This is a genomic window from Mesorhizobium sophorae (genome assembly GCF_002270415.1).
GTDB classification, from domain to species: domain Bacteria; phylum Pseudomonadota; class Alphaproteobacteria; order Rhizobiales; family Rhizobiaceae; genus Mesorhizobium; species Mesorhizobium sophorae.
Map to the genome: position 1 here is coordinate 39,753 of NZ_NNRI01000004.1, position 17,438 is coordinate 57,190.

At 57.2% G+C, this 17,438-nt stretch carries 16 protein-coding genes and 5 pseudogenes; 5 read left to right on the forward strand and 16 right to left on the reverse strand.

All coding sequences use genetic code 11. The features are described from left to right. Positions 1-18 precede the first annotated feature (18 nt). Entirely contained in the window at positions 19-243 is a 225-nt protein-coding gene (locus CGZ66_RS40595) for a hypothetical protein (RefSeq protein WP_245331002.1), read from the reverse strand. On the opposite strand from CGZ66_RS40595, the gene CGZ66_RS03335 reads away from it, so the two are divergent. After that, complete coding sequence (locus CGZ66_RS03335) at positions 154-720, forward strand: thermonuclease family protein (protein ID WP_245330998.1); 567 nt, start codon at positions 154-156, stop codon at positions 718-720. The genes CGZ66_RS40595 and CGZ66_RS03335 overlap by 90 nt on opposite strands. A gap of 34 nt (positions 721-754) precedes the next feature. Here the strand turns inward: CGZ66_RS03335 and CGZ66_RS03340 are convergent, their stop codons facing one another. From CGZ66_RS03340 to CGZ66_RS03380, 9 genes and pseudogenes are all read right to left on the reverse strand, one after another. Then, a complete protein-coding gene (locus CGZ66_RS03340) occupies positions 755-1,798 on the reverse strand; it encodes an OmpA family protein (RefSeq protein WP_167391973.1) in 1,044 nt (347 codons plus the stop codon). Continuing rightward, positions 1,795-3,171: a hypothetical protein gene (locus CGZ66_RS03345; protein ID WP_095081565.1), complete on the reverse strand. Its 1,377-nt coding sequence runs from the start codon at positions 3,169-3,171 to the stop codon at positions 1,795-1,797. The genes CGZ66_RS03340 and CGZ66_RS03345 overlap by 4 nt, the downstream gene beginning before the upstream one ends. Then, on the reverse strand, positions 3,168-3,992 hold the full coding sequence (locus tag CGZ66_RS03350; protein ID WP_143748657.1) for a hypothetical protein: 825 nt from the start codon (positions 3,990-3,992) through the stop codon (positions 3,168-3,170). The genes CGZ66_RS03345 and CGZ66_RS03350 overlap by 4 nt, the downstream gene beginning before the upstream one ends. Further along, a complete protein-coding gene (locus tag CGZ66_RS03355; protein WP_245330987.1) occupies positions 3,985-5,427 on the reverse strand; it encodes a hypothetical protein in 1,443 nt (480 codons plus the stop codon). The genes CGZ66_RS03350 and CGZ66_RS03355 overlap by 8 nt, the downstream gene beginning before the upstream one ends. A gap of 425 nt (positions 5,428-5,852) precedes the next feature. Then, a pseudogene (locus tag CGZ66_RS03360) lies at positions 5,853-6,769 on the reverse strand (IS630 family transposase). Between the two features lie 74 nt (positions 6,770-6,843). Further along, positions 6,844-7,188: a hypothetical protein gene (locus tag CGZ66_RS03365; RefSeq protein WP_095081571.1), complete on the reverse strand. Its 345-nt coding sequence runs from the start codon at positions 7,186-7,188 to the stop codon at positions 6,844-6,846. Positions 7,189-7,496: 308 nt separating this feature from the next. Then, complete coding sequence (locus tag CGZ66_RS03370) at positions 7,497-8,549, reverse strand: CBASS cGAMP-activated phospholipase (protein WP_095081573.1); 1,053 nt, start codon at positions 8,547-8,549, stop codon at positions 7,497-7,499. Beyond that, positions 8,488-8,934, reverse strand: coding sequence for a type II toxin-antitoxin system VapC family toxin (locus CGZ66_RS03375; RefSeq protein WP_143748658.1), 447 nt, complete (start codon positions 8,932-8,934; stop codon positions 8,488-8,490). Before CGZ66_RS03375 ends, CGZ66_RS03370 begins: the two co-directional genes overlap by 62 nt. 1,110 nt (positions 8,935-10,044) lie before the next feature. Continuing rightward, positions 10,045-11,160: an IS110 family RNA-guided transposase gene (locus CGZ66_RS03380; protein WP_095081577.1), complete on the reverse strand. Its 1,116-nt coding sequence runs from the start codon at positions 11,158-11,160 to the stop codon at positions 10,045-10,047. A gap of 919 nt (positions 11,161-12,079) precedes the next feature. Between CGZ66_RS03380 and CGZ66_RS40600 the strand changes: the two are divergent. Both CGZ66_RS40600 and CGZ66_RS03390 read left to right on the forward strand, forming a co-directional pair. Continuing rightward, positions 12,080-12,571, forward strand: a pseudogene (locus CGZ66_RS40600) (Mu transposase domain-containing protein); the annotation flags it as partial. Between the two features lie 103 nt (positions 12,572-12,674). Then, entirely contained in the window at positions 12,675-13,142 is a 468-nt protein-coding gene (locus CGZ66_RS03390) for a Ros/MucR family transcriptional regulator (protein WP_095081579.1), read from the forward strand. A gap of 168 nt (positions 13,143-13,310) precedes the next feature. Here CGZ66_RS03390 and CGZ66_RS03395 read toward each other — a convergent pair whose 3' ends face one another. The 4 genes and pseudogenes from CGZ66_RS03395 to CGZ66_RS03405 all read right to left on the reverse strand — a co-directional run. Next, positions 13,311-13,523 (reverse strand): cold-shock protein, encoded by a 213-nt coding sequence (locus CGZ66_RS03395; protein ID WP_095081581.1) that lies wholly within the window; start codon positions 13,521-13,523, stop codon positions 13,311-13,313. Positions 13,524-13,859: 336 nt separating this feature from the next. Then, positions 13,860-14,036, reverse strand: a complete 177-nt coding sequence (locus tag CGZ66_RS39750) for a hypothetical protein (protein ID WP_167391969.1) — start codon at positions 14,034-14,036, stop codon at positions 13,860-13,862. A 69-nt stretch (positions 14,037-14,105) separates the two neighbouring features. Next, positions 14,106-14,289, reverse strand: a pseudogene (locus CGZ66_RS03400) (transposase); the annotation flags it as partial. A 914-nt stretch (positions 14,290-15,203) separates the two neighbouring features. Continuing rightward, positions 15,204-15,329 (reverse strand): annotated as a pseudogene (locus CGZ66_RS03405) (IS256 family transposase); the annotation flags it as partial. 41 nt (positions 15,330-15,370) lie between these two features. Here CGZ66_RS03405 and CGZ66_RS03410 point away from each other — a divergent pair. Together CGZ66_RS03410 and CGZ66_RS03415 are read left to right on the forward strand one after the other, a co-directional pair. Then, positions 15,371-15,559: pseudogene (locus CGZ66_RS03410) on the forward strand (DUF6429 family protein); the annotation flags it as partial. A gap of 272 nt (positions 15,560-15,831) precedes the next feature. After that, on the forward strand, positions 15,832-16,278 hold the full coding sequence (locus CGZ66_RS03415) for a Ros/MucR family transcriptional regulator (protein ID WP_095081588.1): 447 nt from the start codon (positions 15,832-15,834) through the stop codon (positions 16,276-16,278). Positions 16,279-16,719: 441 nt separating this feature from the next. Here CGZ66_RS03415 and CGZ66_RS03420 read toward each other — a convergent pair whose 3' ends face one another. Continuing rightward, positions 16,720-17,016: a helix-turn-helix domain-containing protein gene (locus tag CGZ66_RS03420; protein WP_095081592.1), complete on the reverse strand. Its 297-nt coding sequence runs from the start codon at positions 17,014-17,016 to the stop codon at positions 16,720-16,722. Positions 17,017-17,018: 2 nt separating this feature from the next. Continuing rightward, positions 17,019-17,399, reverse strand: a complete 381-nt coding sequence (locus tag CGZ66_RS03425) for a type II toxin-antitoxin system RelE/ParE family toxin (RefSeq protein WP_095081596.1) — start codon at positions 17,397-17,399, stop codon at positions 17,019-17,021. Positions 17,400-17,438 lie beyond the last annotated feature (39 nt).

Consider the following 17,438-nt stretch of genomic DNA (forward strand, 5'->3'; position numbering starts at 1 on the left):
TTCGGGTGGAGCTTCGTCTCAAGAAATAGTCCGGAAATCGTTTCTTACGCGCAGGGCAAAGCTTCCTCCGATCAGGAGGATTTGGTCGGCCGTGCTTCCGTCATCGACGGTGACACAATCGAAATCCATGGCAAGCGCATCCGCTTCAATGGCATCGACGCGCCCGAGTCGTCTCAAACCTGTGCAGACGGAAATGGCAAAGCATATCGATGCGGTGCAAAGGCGGCCGAAGCGGTGGACCAATTTCTGGCCGCCTCATCTCCGACCCGATGCGTTTTCGTCGCCCGTGACCGTTACGGCCGTTTCGTCGGGAACTGCTTCAGGGCGGACGGAGAAAGCGTTCAGGCCGCACTCGTCAGGGATGGCTGGGCTCTTGACTGGCCGCGTTATAGCAACGGCGCCTACGCCGACCTGCAGGCGGCGGCAAAGGCCGAAGGCAAAGGGATATGGATCGGCGCGTTTGAACGTCCGTGGGAATGGAGGGCGGATCGCCGGAATGGCAAGGCTGCAACCGCGCCGATCGTACCGCTTGTCGGCGTCTCGTCCGGTTCCGACGGATGCAACATCAAAGGCAATATCAATTCGTCGGGCGAACGCATCTATCACGTGCCCGGCCAGGAACACTACGACAGGACCCAAATCACGCTGAGCAAGGGCGAGCGATGGTTTTGTTCGGAGGCCGAAGCACTGGCTGCAGGGTGGCGACCCGCCCTTCGCTGATCGTCGAAACCGTCTTACCCGTGCTGCAGTTGCCTCACTGAATCTTCGCGCCGATCTCCGTTGTCGAAGGCGAATTGCGTTTCCTGACCCGGATCTCTATCCGACGCCGCGATTTCACGTCACCTGCTTGGGTTCCGTTGGTGAGGGTGTCGTCGGGAAGGATCAGTTGGGCCCCCGACATGGGCAGAATGGTAACCGCCTGGAGAGCTGGTACGCTCTTCAGGACTTTGGCTACGGCAATCGCACGCGCTAACCCCAGACCCGCATTGTCCGCAGGGTGCAGTACGCCGACGGGGGCAGTGCCGCCGAGTACGTCTTGAAGCTCGGCATCAAGGTTTGATCCAAGACGCGAGATCTTCTGCTCATCGGTGTGCCCGATGACCTCCACGACGTCCACCGCATATTTCGCGGCGATGTCCGCAATCTGTCCGGCAGTGTTTTCTCGCAAGGCCGCGTCAAAGCTCGGGCTGAGTTCCGCGCTGCCTGACTTGAAGAAGTATCCGTTCGTTTCGCTGAGGCTGATAATCGGCGGCCATTCGTGGGGCTTTGCGTTGCCTTCAGATTCCTTAGCCTTGCGGATGACCTCAAGAAGTTGCTCTTCCGGCGTCTGCTTCGAGGGTGAGACGACGACCTTGTCTCGGAGCACTTTGATCGCTGGGGCAAGCTTTTCGATGTCGTTGGCAGTCAGCCCGGAATCCCGGAGCCGTACTGCCATGGGCACAACTTCTTCGAGAGTGAGACCGGTCTCCAATATCTGGTCCACCTTCGTTTTTGCGAGTTCCAGTTCCCGCCATTCCTTTTCGAGTTCGTCGCTACCAGCAACTGTCTTTCGGAACACCTCGAGCTTTTCTTCGAGCAGAGCGTTGGAGGCCTCCTGCTTCTGAAGTTCAACCTCGACCGCCAGCTTGTCCGCTTTGATGTGTTCGGACGTGGACCGCTCTCTCGCGATGATCGCACCAGCAGCCAACAAGAGGCAGAAGACGAGCAACAGCATGGACTCGGCCATGGTGAGACCGAGAATAAGGCCGCGGCCATAGCCTCTCTGCTCGCTTGAGACGGACGTTCCCTGAGTGCTCAACGACGGTTCCACCACCGCTTGCTGTCAGATTCACTCTCGACAGATTTATTCACGGGGGAAATTGCATCCCCTGCCGCTTCGGGCGCATCCTGGCCGTTTGGCTGCTGCGCTTGAACTTCGACAGGGGCGGCCAAAGCAACGATGTCGTCGAGAAGCGGAGTCGACCCCAAGCCGTCGGTGAAATGGTGAACACCGTTTGCCCCCCCTGAAGCGCCATCGGATAGAGGTTCGAATACGCCGAGCTTAGAGCCTGCGCGCGTTTCGAGGAGCATCCTTTCAAGGAACTTCTGCATCTCCGCATTCTGTTGTTGGATGTGGCGAGCGAGGCTGTCTGTGCTCCGCTGAACTTGAGCCGACGCCTCTACCGACTTCTCCATGATCTGAAGCGACCTCCCGCTTGTCTCCACGATTTTCGCGACGGCATTGGTGATCAGGTCCATGCGGTGAGCCTGATCTTTGCTGAGGGCCTCGGTCCTGGCGCCGTAGTCGACAACGATTTTGCCGAGCTCCCTGACAAGCGGACCGAGCTCGTTCTTCAGGACGGCTTCGGGTATCATGACCGCTTCGAGTTTCCTGGCCACGGCGTCGACTTGGCTTCCGAGTTGAGACGTCGAGCTGGCCATCCCGCTGTTGGCCTTCTCGAACACGTCACCGGAGCTGTCGACCTTTTCCGCGATTTCGGAGAGCTTGGATGCAATCTGACCAAAGCTGGCGTCGATCGCAGTGCTGAGTTTCGCCGACGCATCCTGAACTGGCTTGATGGCTTCGTTCGCCATCCTTTCCAAAGCGCCCTTCAGTTGCTCCCCAGTATCATCAGCATGCCTGACGATCTCGTCGAACCCCTCGCTGATCATCTGATTGCTCACCCGACGGAAGTCGGCGAATTCGCGCGTGGCGCTTTCCATCTCCGAGCGTACGCGTCGCGTCATTGTTGCCAATTCATGGCGTGTCGCCCTCTCGACATCGAGAACGTCTCGCCGCGTCTGGTTGTAGAGGATGCGGAGAGAGATTCCGAAGATCGTGGACGTGATCGCGATGCCGAAGTTCCGGATGACATCGTCTGTCGAAGACACTGAGGTGAATTGATATAGGGAAACGCCCAAGCTCGACAGCGTGAACAGGAAGCCCATGTAATAGAGGTTGTCGCCGGTCTGCTCTTCGTGGAGCCGGATCCGCCCCGAAAACCAGGACAGCGACAAATATCCGATCATGAGCATGATCGGGACCGTCATGGAAACGAACGGATTCACCCCCCACAGCTTCGAGACTGCGATGAAAATGCAACCGGTGAGGGTAAACGCGGCGAAGGCATAAAGCGGCAGGTTCCGGAGAAGACCGGTCGAAAACTCTTCGCCGACTGTGTGACGGTTCAATTCATTCCCTCCAGTCGTGGCGACGGCAGAAAGTTGCCGCGATTTTCTACGACCCACTTAGCCCAGAATTCCAGATGATCGCGCCCGTCAAAGGGTTTGGCCGCGCGATCGACATACCATATTGCTACGTCAACCCCGTCCAGCGTCGTTCGGTATTTGGCGTTCGCTGGACTATTCAGATACGCTCCGTAGCTGACGCCTGACTTGTACTGGGAGTACAGCTTGGTGTGTTCGATCATGTCGGAGGCGACGATCAACTGTTTCGCGGCGCCGGGTTTCGAAAATTTGTCGAAAACCGTGAGCTTGATTTGCTGAATGGCTGCCATGATCGGCGATTGATTGCCGGATTGGTCGTTAGGAATGCTCTCCGAAACCTTCTCCAACGGCTTGCTGAAGGCTTCCTCCCACTGGCGCTGGCGTCTAGCCGGATTATTGGTCCATTGGTCGACTGAGGAGCCGTCACCGGGATTGCAGCCGTCAAACATCTTGACGAGTTCGCCCGGGTTCTCGGTGAGGCCAAAAATCTCCAGCAATCCGCCGACCGGGATCGCCGACACGGTCTTTTGGAACCTATTCTTGATATCGAGCAGCGTCGTGTCGGAGATCGGATCGGTCGTATCGACCAGGAACACGTTCACCGCCACTGGGCCGTCAAGCGGACATAAGGTTTCCTTGGCCAGCTTCGTTTGGGAACTGGCCTTCGCGTAAAGGTATCCCAATCCACCGATCAATGCTCCGGAGAGGACGAGCAAACATATGCCGGCCACAATAGTGCCCAAGCGGCCCGGTTTGCGGCTTTTCCTTCTTCTCGTCCTAGCCATTGGGAGCCGTCTCCGGATGCAGCTTGTCCAGTTCACGGTATTGGTCGATGCCGTCGTCGCACACCGCGGCGATTTTTCTGATCTGGTCGGATAGGTCTGCCTGTGCCTTGCGTATGGACTCGGCGACGTCCCTATCCGTCAGTTCGCTTTCCCCTGCTTTCGTGGGTTGAATGCGGTCCAGCTTGTAAGCGCCGTCGAAGTACTTCGGAGCTGCTTCCGTCCGTGCCTTGGTATTGGCTTCCCGATAGCGTTTGAGCAGCACGTTTGCAGTCCGCTCGAGCTGCTCTTGGTACTGGACAAACAAGGAGAGCAGCTTCGCCCGGTGGGCGATGATCGCATTGTGGTCCCGGCGGCGGCCGCTGAGATCCCTTATCATCTCGTCGACCTTCTCATTGTGGTCGTCCCGTACGCCGAGCAGTTCTTCAATGAGGTCTTCCTGACGGGTCGCGTACGTCGTGCGCGCCGAAAGGAGCCTTTTGTACACTGCCGCATATCCGAGATACGGGTCTTTCAGATACCAGCCGTCAATAAAGGCAAAGATCGAAAACATCAGGCCGATGCCGAAGAGCAGCCAGGATTTGATGTCCACGAGTCCGAGCGGATCATGCCGGATTCTATCCATAACGATAGGTCCAGCATCTTCGAGAATGCTCCCGGCTACCTCTCGATAATGAGCAAGTCCAAGATTCAGCGCGACGGCTAGCGCAGCATAGCCACCGATGGAAAGGTATCCGAGAAGCTTCAGGAATAGCGACCGGTGGACGGTGAGGCTGACGCAAAACAGGGCGAAAACCAAAGCGATACCGATATTGAGGAACGAGAAGCTCATGGCCTCGGTAACGCCCCCGACAATTCCCATATCGCTTCCCTTCGCGAGGAAGACGCCGTTCATGATCGCCTCGATGAGAAAGAGGAAGAACAGGAACGACACCTTGAAGAACCATACATGGCCCTCCGACAGTCGCGGGGCGCGCGTGATCCCATGCCGCCTGCGGAAATCGGCATAGTCTTCTTCGGCAGCGTTCAGTGCCCGTCGCAAACCATGGAGTTCGTTGCGTCCCCTGACCACCTCCGCCTTGAAGTTGGAAACGCCTTCGGCGTTTGCCTTGTGGATGTCGGAAAACTGCCCCTCGAAGTCCAGGCCGCCAAGCCTGCTGGCGAACGAATGGAGCTGGTCTTCCAGGTTATTGTACGCCGTGTTCCTGGTGTCCTGGACCTTGCTGACGATCGCCAGTTCGACGTCGTCAAGTGCTTTCGAGCTCTTCGAGGGCTGGTTGAGCGCACCGCGGGTCTGCCCTTCTTCCGCGAGCTTCATGTCTCTCGCGACTCTGTCCACGTCCAGGTTCGGAAATATTTCAGTCGTGACCACAAAGTCATGACTCGTCTCGCGGACCTTTTCCAAGATCCGGTTGAGCCCGTCAAACGTCTTCGTCAACTCTTTACCCCTTGCCCACTTTCCCATGGTCAGCCCGTGGGTGATCTCTTAAGCAAAGAAACGCGCGCGGACAACAATAATGACGATCTACATGAGTTGCGGGAGAGGAGGACCTCAGAATCTGTCACCTGTATGCAGATCGAAGCGGCTACGCGGATGACCAGGGATTGCAGTGGAAACTTCCTGCCGATGCTTTAGGAAGTGCCGTCTGCGGTCGGTTGTCGGTACCGCCGTCGTGCTTGATAGCCGGAAACAATTTTGAGAAGAATTGGCCTGTAACATTGAACCATACGCATCATGCCCTCTCGACCCCACCAATCGAAAAGAATTGACGAACTCGAACGCATTTTCAAAGAGATGCGATCCGATGGACCTACGCTCGAGCTGTTGTGGCGAGAACTAGAGCAGTTTCTGGATAATCACGGTTAGGCATCGTAGCCGGCGTGGGCGAACAGGTTTTCGCATTCTTTGGGGTGGAAACGATCGATGGCGACGGCCACGGCGTCCCATAATTCCGGGATGGACCGGGCTGCTGCCTTTCGCAGTAAAGCCTTCAGCTTGGCGAAGGCCATCTCAATGGGGTTAAAGTCCGGGGAGTAGGGCGGAAGATAGCGAAGGGAAGCCCCCGCAGCCTCGATGATTTCGCGGACACCGACCACTTTATGAGCAGGCAGGTTGTCCATCACGACGACATCGTCGGGTTGAAGCGTCGGCACGAGGACGCGGCGCAAGTAGACCAGGAATGCTTCGCCATCCATGGCGCCGTCCAGGAGCCAGGGCGCGACGATCCCGTCGAGGCGCAGGCCGGCCGTGAAGGTCGTGGATTTCCAGTGCCCATGAGGAACAGCCGCCCGGCAACGCTGTCCACGCGCAGAGCGGCCTCGTAGCCGGGCCATCTTGGTATTGAGGCCACTTTCGTCGATGAAGATCAGGCGGCTCGGATCGAGATCGAGTTGGCCTTCGAACCACTCTTCCCGCGCTGCCAAAACATCCGGTCGCTGCTGTTCGGCCGCGTGCGCTGTCTTTTTTTGTACGTGATGCCACGCTTTGCGAAGAACGCATGGACCGTCGTCAGGCTGGCTTTGACCCCGCGCTCTGCCGCAAGGCGATCGACGATCTCGGCAAGCGTGATGTCCCGCTCATCGGTCTCGACCAAGGCGAGAATGAAAGTCTCGTGCGCGTCCAGCTTCGATACCTTCGGCTTGCCCTGCCGCCTTTGCTCTTCCAGCGCTTCAGATCTTGTCGTCGTTTATCAGCGGGTTTCGACCGTCTTCGACAACAGGCCTGCCTCTATCGCCTCGATAACACGCGTCCGCAAATCCAGGCTGTAAGCTCGTGCCATGCCGCTGCTCCTTCCGCAAATCACTTCGATCAGGGAATCAGAACAAGCCGTTCACTGCAAACAAACGACTCCGATTAAGGGAAAACCGCTCTAGCTACCGGGCCGAACAAGACGTTTTTCCTAGTGACCCTGATAGCTTCCCACGGAACAAGAAAGTCCCTGCAAAACGGTCCAAACACCCGCATGATCCCGACCCGGAGTCCTGAAGGGCAGACACTCAACGCCAGTATGCCCTGCATGCTGACCCCGAGTCCCATTGAGCCAGACTGACCACGGATTCGCAGAAGCTGCTCCTCGGACTGGTTTGGAAACTTCGCCATAAGCCGAAACCAGCCCGACAACACCGCGAGAAACGTGGTGATCGCCAGCCAGAACAGCGGGAAGAAAACCGCGAAATTTTGCTCGAACAAGCTGTTCAACTGATTCGGCCTTCAGCGCCTACCCTGCCGCCAACGCGGTATCTGGAAATGGCTTCAGTAGGCAACAGGCGGTTTGTGACGTTGGTAAACGATGCTGTGGGGAGCGAAGCCCGCACTGGCAGATTGCCGACGAGCCCCCCCATGACCAGCGCCGCCTCCGGTGGATCGGAACAGGAAAGAGCGGGGAGTAGTTTGCTCGCACTACGGAGCTTCGGCAGCCCAGCTACAGAATTCGAAGAGACCCTGAGTACGTAGAAGCGCTCTTTTGGGATCAGTCGGCCGAGCCTGCCTGAAATGAATTCATTGGGCTAGAGCTGAGAGCGCTGGCGTCTCGCAAGGAATGCATTCCAAGCCTGGCTATCGCCTTTCAGGCGTTTTACCGCTCGATCGGCCGCTTTTTCGAGATCGGAAAGCGCGCCGTCGGTGGCATCGTCCAGAGCAATCGGCCGGCTGGGGGATTCGTCAAGCCGATACAAGCGAGAACCAAGCTGAGCCTTTGCATATGATAGCGACAATCTGGCTTGGGCATCGATTGTGACACCGAACAGATCGTGTTTTGACATCCATCGCGCCGCGCCGGGGGATTTCATCTGACCGTCTTTCGTCGCTTCGAAAGCAGCCGTTCCAACGCTCAGTATCCGGATACCATTCCAATCGGCACCCAAAGAATCCGAGCAGCGCTGCGCCGCGATCATATCGGGAGAATTCGCGAGAAGGCCGCCATCGACAAAAATGCCATCGCGGATCCGATGCGGGGGAAAGTAGGTCGGAGCGGCTGACGTAGCGAGAGCAACATCGAGCAGGGTTATTTCAAGATCGTCATCAGCTCCGGCCAGGGGTTTCGAAACGAAAATCCTGGGTGCGGATCTTCGGAAATCGAGCGCCGGGACGAGCAAAGGAACCTCAACTTCGCCGAGCTTCGTTTTCGCCTTGTCGCCCAAGATCGCCTCAACGGCATCCCTGAGAGGCTTTTGCGGGTACGCAGTGCGAAGAAGCCGCCATGGATTCGTCAGTCCTCGGTGCCATTTTTTCTTGAAGATCGTAGGACCATGCTGGCGAATAGCCGTTGCTATCGTTTCGGGGGATATGCCTACAGCCAACCCAATGGCAATCAGGCCGCCGATGGACGTACCCGAGTATGTATTGAAGCTGTCCTGTATCTTCGTATCGGCTTCGGTCTCGAGCATTTGGAGTGCGCGAGCGCTGAAATATCCTCTGATCCCACCTCCTGTTAACGACAAGATACGCGTGCGGAGGTGATCCTGGAGAGGCGCGGCCGGAGGGAGTTCATCCATCACGTCAGACTTGCTCAACCAAGAGACCCCGATTTCTAATGGCTTCCGCGTAACCTTGCGCATCATTTGTAAGAAGCGTGAATCCTTCGCTGATGGCTGTCGCCAGCACTAGGAGATCACCGTCACCCAATGGAATCGCCTGGCCTGCCGCATTGCCGCGGAAAAGATCGAGGCCATAGAGGAACGCAAACTCCATTGCTGTCGCTTCCGAAACTTCCAGCAGATCGCCTGAAGCGCGCATCTTCCGTCGAGCCACTTCGAACCGTCGCTCCCAAACGTCTCTGGCGCTCGGGTCGCTCATGGCTAGGATTCGAGCCTTGAGCAATCCGAACGAAACAACAGATGCCTTCACGTCGTGGTCTTGCATTTCCGCACGCTCGACGCGATCACGGATCGCATTCTTGCTCCCGCTGACCAGATCCGTGAGCGCTTGGGTGTCCAATAAATACACGATCAACCCGCTCTAAATGAAGGTAGGTCCTCTCGTTTCACGCTGGGGGCTTCCAGGTCCGGAAGCATGCTTCGCCGTCCTGCGGAAGCCGTGAGGAGTGGAGCAACAGGCAGATCTTCAGTCGCTGCAAGCGCACCAACTATCGATCGTCTGCTTCGGGCTTCCGTAAGCATTTCTACGAGAGTTGCGACGCTCATCATTGCGGCTGGCGTTCCATGAACTTTACCTCGGTCGACCGCAAATAGCCTGAGCCCTTGCGCAACCGCTTTGCTCGAGAAGCGTTTGCGGGCCTCGTTTACCGGGTAGCACATAGCTGCTGCCGAACCCTCATTGAGGACTTCGGGTGCTAGGTGTCGCCAGATGATTTCCGCATACTCGCGGCCAACCCCGTCGGCTAGGGATTTGAACGAAATCTCTTTGTTCTGTGTCGCTGACTCTTTTTCCATCCTGATGGGCATTTAAGTTCGCCTTTCCATCCGTTGATGGCATAATGTACATAGTGACGACATTATGTACATCAAGAGCGCGCAAATTGGAAGCACCGTTCTCGACGCGCAGCCAACTGAGATCGCTCACGCGGATGCCGGGCCATTGGCTGAGGTTGCACAATGTTTTGGAGCGTACCCGCGTTGTTGTCAGTTCGCGCGAGTTCCATATTGGCCTACGAGCTGAATCAAATTCGGCAATGTGAGGAATGCGAAGGATGGCTGATGGTGGCACCATGCGCGAAGGCTTGGACGATGATTTACGCGACAAGCTGGTAGCAATCGGCAAGGGAGTTGCAAGCACCATTCCACTCTCATGATTGCTGACAATAGCCTTTGGCATAGGTTGCAGCCCGCCGGATCCGATCGGCGGCCGAGGTACTTGTACGGCGGATATGAGGTGCAAGAGGCGGGACTTGAACGACGGTCAACAATCTCTCATCCGCGGGTCGAGCCGCATGACCTTGTTTCGTTTGGGGCTGCCTCTGTCTAGGTGGCGAGCGTCAAGGCTCATAGTGGAGACGAGGGCTCCCCGGCATTGTCCCGCCTCCAGCGCCGCATATCGCGCCGAGGCTGATCTTGGGTTTTGCGATCTCCTCTCTGCTGGCTGCCTGTCAAGTTGATGTCATGCCGCCTTTGGGGTCGATTGAACCGTGCAGGCGATCGACCAGATGAAGCCCACCATCTCGCGTGCGATGGCGACATTGACGACGTTGGCGTTCTTGCCGCGCGCGCTGAGCCGACGATATCGGGTGCACAGTCGAACCTGCGCTTTCCATCCGATGTCGCGAACGACTTTTGGCAGCGCCTCGATCCGATCGACCTTGTGACGGCCGATGCGCGGCCTCATCCGGTAAGCCCAGGCGCCTTCGACCAGCGCGCGCCGGGCATGGGTGTTGCCGGTCTTGGTGATGCCGCCGCGCCAGACGCTCTCGCCACTCGATTGCTCGCCAGGGACCAGGCCGAAATAGGCCATGAGCTGACGTGGGTTTGAGAAGCGTGTGAAGTCACCGACCTCCGCGACCAGCACCACGGCATTGATCAGCGCGATGCCGCGCATCGCCTGCAAAGCGTCAACGACCGGGCGCTGGTCCCATTCCGGGAGAAGGCTGAGTATCTGTTCCTCGACCTGCCGCAGGCGCCGTTCCGCATCCATGACGGCATCGACGTAGTCCTGAAATGCGATCTGCTGAGCGGGATGTTCGAAGGCCAATGTCGAAAGCCATCGCCGATAAGCCATTCGCCAGGCGGTTCCCCGCTCGGGCTTGCGTCCGTGACGCAGCAGAAATCCTTGAAGATGTTGGCGCGCTCGCGTCACGACTTGTCGCACGACGCTGCGCAGCCGGATCAGGTCGCGCGTGGCTTTATGATCGGCATCGGGCACCCAGACTGGCGTCAGCTCGCCGGCCCGGTGGAGGCGGGCGAGCATGGTCGCATCGCGACGGTTCGTCTTCACGCGATCGCCGGGCTTCTTCGGAATCAGTGACGGCGCCACCACGTCGCATCGATGGCCGAGGCTTGTCAGTTGGCGATGAACGCCATAGCCGCACGGTCCGGCCTCATAGCAAAACACCAGCGGTTTACCGGACTTCCCCAGACGATCGCACAGCTTGCTGATGGCATCAGGGTCATTCGCAATCTCGCCAAGATACTCCACCGAACCGGAGCGCCCGTTCTCCGCCACCGCGATTGAAATCCGTTCTTTGTGAATATCCAAACCGACAAATCGGGTATGTTCCATGTGGCCCGTCTCCTATGCATGAGGCTCTGTGCCCGGCCCAGCCGGCGTAACCCTCGTACCGTTGCATATCGGATGACGGGCCGCCCTCAGGCCCAGCAATCATAGGGACTAGTTGTCAGATGCACGTCACATCAGGCAGCTTGGGTAAAGTCTGGGGCAACGATATGACAGCAATGACGGACGCCTTTTGGCAGTCGCTCCGGGTGAGAGTTGATATTTCCAGCTGTGTAAAACAGTGATACTCGATAAATCTTTGAATTCTCGTGCTTCTGATGCGAACGCCGAGGCCGAAGCGGTAAGAAGGCAAACTGCTGCTGCAATGGTGCGGGTCATGAGGTCTTTCCATTCTTGAGGGACGAGGTGCGCTTGTTATCTTTCTATAACATCATCGTATCGATCACACATTCTTTTGGAGTCTATGTGCGCATGAAAAAACTCCGTTTCAGTGAACGACACGAGACACGAAGCAAACGTCATGCCAGACGCAGCCATGGCTTAGATTTCAAGCGGTTAGGAATCCTTCGTAGCTTGCGGCTAGGCGGTGTCGCTATTTTGTCGAATTCCTTGCAGGAGTTTGAATAGAACCGGACGAGCGTTCCTTCATCCATTGGCTGTCAAGTTTGGGAGGCCAAGCGCGAGATACTCCTCGTTGCGCGTCCGAGACGCCGAATGTACGATGGCGACAGGTGGCAATATGCCTTCGCTATCCACTCCTGCATGACCGGATGCGTACAGATTGGTCAATCTGGTTCACCGCCTCAGGTGTGAGGCTACCCAAAGGCACCGTGAAAGGGCCAAGCTATCCCGACGACACATTGCTGATTCAGGCTGCGGGTCAAGGTCTCGCCGTTGTCCGCGACGTTTCCGCAAGCGACGCCTTGGTATCCGAAAAAATAGTCATTGCGATCGGCAACTCCGCGCCTACGCCAAGGCGCACCGTCATGTCGAACAGCCTGAACGAACGATCTGGAACGTGTTCGAGGAGGAGCGCGGCAAGCTGGTCAAATACCGCGGCCCCTTCGACGGGTTCCACGCGGTGCCGGCCTCGGTGTCGAAGACCTGCACGGTGCGCTTCGACAACAACAAATACTCTGTCCTGTCGACGGCCGTCGGCCGGCCGGTCGAGATCCACGCCTATGCGGATCGGATCGTCATCCGTCAGGACGGCGTGGTCGTTGCCGAGCATGCCCGCTCCTTCGGGCGCAACGAGACGGTCTACGATCCCTGGCATTACGTCCCTGTACTCGCCCGCAAGCCCGGTGCGTTGCGCAATGGCGCGCCATTCCGGGACTGGGCTCTGCAACCCGCGATGGAGCGTATCCGACGCAGATTGAAGGCGGCGCATGACGGCGATCGGCAGATGGTGTCGATCCTGGCCACGGTGTTGGCCGACGGCATCGATGCCGTGGATTGGACGCATCGCGGCAGTCTTGCCGGGCTTTCTTGCTTTCCCGCTCATCCGCCACTATGTAGCGACGCTTCCCCGACTGTCTTTCAAGCATCCGGAGTGTTTCATGACAGAAGAAGCCGACAACAACATCGACGTCCTCATCGAGCTCACCGCCGATGTCGTCTCAGCCTATGTCTCCAACAATCCGGTCCCGGTAGGTGATCTCCCTGCCCTGATCGGCCAGGTCCACGCAGCGCTCAAAGGCACTGTCGGCGCCGGCGTTTCCGCAGCAGAGGCGGAGGCTCTCAAGCCTGCGGTATCGATCAGGAAGTCGGTGACACCGGACTACATCATCTGCCTTGAGGACGGGAAGAAATTCAAATCGCTGAAGCGCCATCTGTCGACCGACTATGGGCTGACACCAGACGACTATCGCGCCAAATGGGGTCTGCCGGCGGATTATCCCATGGTCGCGCCGAATTACGCCGCTGCGCGCTCGGCGTTGGCCAAGACGATGGGGCTCGGCCGCAAACCGAAAGAGCCGGAAACGCCGGCGCCGGCGAAGCAGACCCGCAAGAAGGCCGCGGCCTGATTTCAGAAATCGGGGTTTCTCTGGGGCGCGCAAGCTGCCATCGGCACAATCTGCATCTGCCCGGAATGTGAAAAGGCGGGGTCCAGCCCGCCTTCCCTTTCAAACAGCCTCGGCTTCCCAGCCTGGATGCACCCTTGTCCATAGCCGTTGCCAGCACGCTGGAAAAAGTCAGCCAGCTTTGCTGAGGCTGCCAGCAGAGGACTTGCCAGTGCGGCGGTCCTGTTCGATTTCATAGTTGATCTTCTGACCATCGGCGAGGGTCGAGAGCCCCGCTCGTTCAACGGCGGAAATGTGAACGAAAACATCCTGACCGCCATTGTCAGGCTGGATAAATCCAAATCCCTTACTGCTGTTGAACCACTTCACGGTTCCAGTCGCCATATGCGTATCCTTTGTAACAATTGCAACGTGGGCAGGCCGTCCGGCCAGTGCCGATTCATAACCGAACTTTGGAGTTGGGCAAAAACGAAAAATTGCAAGGCCCGCTAGATCGGCGGCAGCTCGCTCACTTGCAATGACCCTGTTGTCAGCAAGTACGTCTTGCGCTTCGGCCGGGGTCTCTCCGCTGCGAACAATTGCAGAGGCATGTCTGGCGCTGTCCGGCCGACGCAGCCAATGTCGCACCGACGGCCACCGGTCCACCAAGAAGACCAATCAGCACCACCAGGCCGTCGCGTGCTTTTCCATCGGCGCCCCCAGGAGGGGCCGGTTACGGTGTTACGGCCCGCAACTTGGCTGCTTCACAATCGAATGAAACGCGGTTCCGTCCACGTTGTTTCGCTTCAAAAAGGCATCGTGCGGCAGTGCGAAGGACATCCAGAGTATCTGCACCATGAGAACTTCCGCACCTCCGATGCTGACGGTCACCGTCACGCCGTCCTGTTGCGCTTTCACCCAGGAATCCACTCACGACGGATGTCCTCCGCAATGGTAAGGAAGTATCGGACACGCTACGGATGACCTGGTCCGGACAGCGCGGATCGTCGATGCACCGTGCCAGACGGTCAGCCACCCGCAGCCGCTTCTCCACCTCGGCCAGTGCCAGAACCCCACCGTTGGAAGAGAGCATGCCGCCATCAAAACGGGCGACGACGCACTTGCCGCGAACAGATGACAAACCGCTCAGCGGCAGCGTAGGATCATTCATGGCGGGTGTGGTCTCCGGGAAATGGCGCGGATCGGCTTAAGCAACCAAATCCTACGTCATTTCAACGGCTTGCACCACATCCGCCAACCCGCCATGAATTTTTCGGGCTAGCTAATCGATGACATCTGGGTCGCCAATGCACAATGCCCAAAGTATACACCCCCAGCCTTCACGAAACGACAAGCTTTGGTCGGAGTAGTGCTCGTCCGCGTCTTGGGTGACGGCTGGAGCTGGAGCGGTCGTTACAACGGCCAACGCCGTGGCAGCAAGTATCGTTCGTGGCCAGTGAGACCGCAATTTCAGGAGCCTCGGGCGCGCCACAGCGTCTTTTTCTGAGGTAGGCATTTTTCGTTTTCCTTTTGGATCATCACAGATTTGAAGAGGGGTCTGGTGTTATGTGCCATTGGGAGAGCCGGCGAAGCAGATATTCATGTGGTCGTCATAGATTCCTCCTGAATGTTTGTTTTACGAGAACCCTTATGGCAGCCCTATCTGACAGCCTGAAAGCGGTCTGCGGGATGGCGATCCTGTCTGATCGCAGCGAGATCCAACCGAGCTGGGGCGGTGCGACGGGATGCGCAGCCTGTATTGCGTTCGGACGAATGTCATGTGAACTCCTGGGCTAAGACTGCGCGACGGCCATGTCGGAACACGGTATCATGGCTATGAATATGCAATTGGCATGCCACCAAACGGGTTGTGAGCAGCAACCCCAAATCGGAGGAGTCGTCCGCTGGCCGGCTTGATCCTAACCCCCAGGATGTTTGGATCTGAACACAGATTTGTCGTCAATCGGACACGGACAAAATGCTGTGACCAGCTGGGCACCGGTGCTGACGCTTTGGTCAGACAGGCCAGAGACGTTGATACAGCGGGACTGTCAGGATTTCCGTGTGCGGTCGGGCGGTTGAACATTACGCCGCCATGGCCTTGATGAAGCGTTCACCGAAGATGACGGCGAACTGGGCCTTGGCCATGGACCACTCACGTGGCGGCATTTTCCACTCTTTCTCGGACCGGTTCAAGATCAGATAGAGCAGGGCCGCGGGATTTTGGGCGCCGCGCGTGGTAGCGTCGGTTCATGGAGATCGATGAGGACAAGATCGACGATGCGGTTCTGGCGCTGTTATGGCTGACGCTGCATAACGAGCGGTGTGCCTGGAAGGGCTTCGATTGGGCAACGACGGATCGGCTTCACAAGAAGGGCATGATCGGCGACCCGGTCAACAAGTCGAAGTCGTTGATCCTGACCGATGAAGGCTTGGAGCGATGCAGTTCGCCGTCCTTAAGATGCTGTACATCTCCGAAGCGTCCTGCCGGGCATACTTCGCTTTCACTGATTGCTCCATCCAATCTCTTGCATGGTCGGGCTACCAGTCGAGAGTTGCGCCAAGCTATCCTGTTTCCTGTCTCAGCCTTCCAGTGTCGCTCGGCAGAGATCGACAAAAGCGACCCGAAAAATGAATACTGATGTGCGCTCTGTCATTGATTGCACCGCATCGGTAAGTTAGGAAGATCGATGTTTGAAAGGGAGAATTTGCTTTGGCCGACGAGACTATCAATCTGATCGAACTGACCGCCGACATTGTATCTGCCTACGTCAGCAAGAATGCGGTACCCATAGCCTCTCTGCCAGAACTGATTTCTAGCGTGAATTCGTCACTCTCGAAACTTGGCCAGCTGATAGAGCCCGAGAAGCCAGCCCAACATCCAGCAGTCAATCCGAAGAGGTCGGTGTTTCCTGACTACATCGTGTGCTTAGAAGACGGTAAGAAGTTCAAATCGCTGAAGCGCCATCTTGGTGTCCATTATGGACTCACTCCGGATGAATACCGCGAGAAATGGGGATTGAAGGCGGACTACCCTATGGTTGCGCCGAATTATGCGGCCGCGCGGTCCGAAATGGCCAAGGCAATCGGCCTTGGCCGGAAAGCCCCCGTCAAGCCTGCCAAGAAAGCGCCAGCCACGCGGAAGGCTAAGCCAAGCTAACAGACAAACTGTCAGACCTCTGATGGTCAGAGTGGGTTTGCTAGCGCCACCGCGGCAAGCCACTCCCGCTTCAGCCCCGCAAGCAACACGGCTCGGGAATCCGCGCCCCAATTGCCTGCTGTAAGGAGGCCGCGGATTAGGGCAGCGGACTACGGAAACAAAGTGGGGTAAAGCGCAATCCGAGATACCTCAATCCGCTCAAAAGCTGCTTGATGAATAAGTCTCCCAATAAGCCAAATAGGCACCATTCCTCCCGGTTTTCTACTTGCGCCAGTGGGCGGGCGCCGACCGGAAGATTGTGCGCTTCACCAAGCCCCACGGTAACATCGTGAAGCCGCTGCGCGTTCATCCCGACGGCGCGGGATACATTGCCCAATCGACGATAGCGGCCCTATGCAGGCAGAGGTTGCCAAGCATTGTAGCGTCGAGCACCTGAGCAGGTCAGGCGTCGACCAATTCAATCTTCAGCTTTTTGCCTACCGATCTAGCCGCTCTTTCGAGTGTATCCAGCGATACGGCAACGTTTTTAGGATCAAGGATCCTTTTGACTTGAGTTCGGCTCGTTCCAATTCGAGCTGCCATTTCGCTTTTTGAAACAGCCTTTTCCTTACGAGCGCGCTCTATCTCCCAAGAAAGAACTTTCTTTATAGCCGCGCCATATACTTCTTCTCGCTCGCCAAGTTCGTCGAGAAATGACTCAAGCGATCCACCGATAGGCGATATAGCTTTCTCAACCATTTCTAGATCTCCGTTTCTCTCTTTTTCTTGCGTTTTGCTTCCTCAAGACGCCTTCTATAATCACGAAGCCGATCTCGAGCTAAATCCATTGCTTCCTTTTGACCACCCTTCCCTTCATGCCCATGCAGAAGAAGCATTAGTGATCCTTCGATAGAAAAATACGTCCTGGCCTCGACCTTGCCGTCACGAATAGTCGAACGAACCTCCAAGAGCCCTCTACCTAGATCTCTGCTTGTGGGCATGCCAATCGGCCAGCCAAATTCCACTTTGGCGATATCTCCGCCAACGATCTTCCTGTCATCCTTTCCCAACTCCAGAAGCCAATCGCGAACGGGTTCCTTGCCTGCTTCTGTGGCGTAAAATTTCGCATCAATCCGCTTCATTTCAACGCGCTGTACCTTATAAGGTTCAAAATCAGCAAA

Bases quoted from the DNA above. Each gene is read 5' to 3' on its own strand.
- CGZ66_RS03420 (WP_095081592.1), bottom strand. From the start codon at position 17,016: ATGGTTGAGAAAGCTATATCGCCTATCGGTGGATCGCTTGAGTCATTT.
- CGZ66_RS03395 (WP_095081581.1), bottom strand. From the start codon at position 13,523: ATGGCGACTGGAACCGTGAAGTGGTTCAACAGCAGTAAGGGATTTGGA.
- CGZ66_RS03370 (WP_095081573.1), bottom strand. From the start codon at position 8,549: ATGATGCGCAAGGTTACGCGGAAGCCATTAGAAATCGGGGTCTCTTGG.
- CGZ66_RS03380 (WP_095081577.1), bottom strand. From the start codon at position 11,160: ATGGAACATACCCGATTTGTCGGTTTGGATATTCACAAAGAACGGATT.
- CGZ66_RS03390 (WP_095081579.1), top strand. From the start codon at position 12,675: ATGACAGAAGAAGCCGACAACAACATCGACGTCCTCATCGAGCTCACC.
- CGZ66_RS03425 (WP_095081596.1), bottom strand. From the start codon at position 17,399: ATGAAGCGGATTGATGCGAAATTTTACGCCACAGAAGCAGGCAAGGAA.
- CGZ66_RS03350 (WP_143748657.1), bottom strand. From the start codon at position 3,992: ATGGCTAGGACGAGAAGAAGGAAAAGCCGCAAACCGGGCCGCTTGGGC.